The organism is Candidatus Erwinia dacicola (assembly GCF_001756855.1).
Classification (GTDB): domain Bacteria; phylum Pseudomonadota; class Gammaproteobacteria; order Enterobacterales; family Enterobacteriaceae; genus Erwinia; species Erwinia dacicola.
In genome coordinates, this window is sequence record NZ_MAYS01000360.1 from 1 (window position 1) to 2,502 (window position 2,502).

Below are 2,502 nucleotides of genomic sequence, written 5' to 3' on the forward strand. Positions count from 1 at the left end.
TCCTAAGACTCTACCGCTGGAAACCAAACCGGACCTGTTGGCGCTAAGCGCCATGCGCGGCGATGAGAATATCTATCTGCAACCCTCCACGCGGACACAGGCTACTGTGTCCGCGTAACTCATGCTATCCTGCCAGTCGTTTATTCATACACTGGCTAACACCATGTTTCCTAAACTTTTGCGTTCAGCGATCTTCGGACTGATTGTGGCCGCTATCCTTCTGGTAGCTGTGCCGGGCCTGCGGCTGGGCAGCGATCTGCTGTCTGCTATCGACGACAGCGCCGATCGGCAGCCGGTCAGCTACAACGCAGGGGTAAAACGCGCCGCGCCTGCGGTAGTTTATGTTTACAACCGCAGCGCCAACGGCACCAGCGATGTGCTCGGCTCTGGGGTGATCATGGAGCCGCGCGGCTATATTCTGACCAATAAACATGTGATCAACGACGCCAGCCAGATCATCATCAATCTGCAGGATGGCCGCTACTTTGAAGCGATGCTGGTCGGATCTGACTCGCTGACGGACCTAGCAGTGCTGAAAATCAATGCGGTGAATTTACCGGTAATCCCGATCAACCCGCAGCGCGTCGCGCACGTTGGCGATCTGGTGATGGCGATCGGCAATCCGTATAACATCGGGCAGACGGTAACGCAGGGTATTATTGGCGCCACCGGACGGGTTGGCCTCAGCCCTTCCCGTCATCAGGATTTCCTGCAGACCGATGCGTCCATCAACCGCGGCAACTCCGGCGGCGCGCTGATTAACTCGCTGGGCGAACTGATGGGTATCAACACCCTCTCCTTTGATAAAAGCAGCAACGGCGAAACGCCGGAAGGTCTGAGCTTTGCTATTCCGACCAAGCTGGCAACGAAGGTGATGGAGCAGCTGATCCGCGACGGGCGCGTAATCCGCGGCTATATCGGCATTACCGGGCGCGAATTCCGCCGTTACAGCGGCCAGACATCAGGTATAGATCATAATCAGGGCATCGTGGTGACCGAGGTGAAAGCCGGTGGCCCGGCAGATAAAGCCGGTATTCAGGTCAATGATGTGATTACCCACGTAAATAATGCGGCGGCGGTCTCACCGGTAGAAACCATGGACCAGGTGGCTGAAATCCGTCCGGGCACGGTGATTAATGTGGATATCACCCGTAATGAGAAGAAGATGACGCTGCTGGTCACAGTGCTGGAATATCCTGATGAGATCCAGACGCAGGACCAGTAGCGCGAGATAAAGAATGAAAAACCGCGACAGCTTACATGGGTAAAATTCTGGGGCGATGACGCGCAGCCAATGCAGCTGCGGCTTCAGGTATAAAGGGAGTCTATTACTTAACGAACCCTTCACCTAGCACGATATCTTTTTTCAGCGTATCCAGCATGCCATCCAGTGACTGCTGTTCAAAGGCGCTCAGCTTGCCAATCGGACGGCGCTCAACAATCCCCTTCTTACCCAGCAGCAGCGGCTGCGAGAAGAAACGCGCATGTTCGCCGTCCCCTTCGACATAGGCACATTCCACCACATCGCTTTCGCCCTGCAGCGCCCGGACCAGTGACAGACCAAATTTCGCCGCAGCTTGGCCCATCGACAGCGTGGCCGATCCGCCACCCGCTTTCGCTTCAACCACTTCGGTCCCAGCATTCTGAATGCGTTTAGTGAGATCAGCCGTTTCCTGCTCGCTAAAGCTGACGCCCGGGATCTGCGATAGCAGCGGCAGGATCGTCACGCCTGAGTGACCGCCAACGACTAGCACGTTCAGTTCTTCTGGCTGCTTGCCTTTCAGCGCAGCAACAAAGGTGTTGGAGCGGATGATATCCAGCGTGGTGACGCCGAACAGTTTGTTTTTGTCGTAGACGCCAGCTTTTTTCAGCACTTCCGCTGCAATCGCGACGGTGGTGTTAACCGGGTTAGTGATGATACCGATTAGGGCGCCAAGACTGGTTAAAGCGACTTGCTCAATCAGGTTACGCACAATACCGGCGTTGACGTTGAACAGGTCAGAACGGTCCATACCCGGCTTACGCGCCACGCCTGCGGAGATCAGCACCACGTCAGCACCTTTCAGCGCCGGGGTTGCGTCTTCGCCGCTGAAGCCTTCGATTTTAACTGAGGTAGGAATATGGCTTAGGTCGACCGCCACTCCAGGAGTGATTGGGGCGATATCGTACAGAGAGAGTGCTGAACCCGCCGGAAGCTGGGTTTTCAGCAGAAGGGCTAATGCTTGGCCGATACCACCTGCTGCACCGAGAACTGCAACTTTCATCCTAAACTCCTTAATTATATTAAATATTTATTGTGTCGTGAAATCCATGTTGCTCTATCCGGATTTGCTGAAACACAAGTTTAGCTGACGTTTCAGCACGACAGGATATCATCGTGATTCGGCGTTACATTACACCTTTAGCGCTAACTGGAACAACCTCATTACTATAACAATTGTTCACTTCTTGCCCGCTTTAGCAAACCGTCAGCAAATTTTTTTGGCACTATTGCAAAGATCT

2 protein-coding genes are annotated in these 2,502 nt (G+C 54.2%); one reads left to right on the plus strand and one right to left on the minus strand.

Going from position 1 to position 2,502, the window contains the following annotated elements; genetic code table 11:
• The first annotated feature begins 163 nt into the window (after positions 1-163).
• Positions 164-1,225 (plus strand): outer membrane-stress sensor serine endopeptidase DegS, encoded by a 1,062-nt coding sequence (degS, locus tag BBW68_RS10245; RefSeq protein WP_070135282.1) that lies wholly within the window; start codon positions 164-166, stop codon positions 1,223-1,225.
• A gap of 103 nt (positions 1,226-1,328) precedes the next feature.
• On the opposite strand, the gene mdh is transcribed toward degS, so the two are convergent.
• Positions 1,329-2,264, minus strand: a complete 936-nt coding sequence (gene mdh / locus BBW68_RS10250; RefSeq protein ID WP_070135283.1) for a malate dehydrogenase — start codon at positions 2,262-2,264, stop codon at positions 1,329-1,331.
• Positions 2,265-2,502 lie beyond the last annotated feature (238 nt).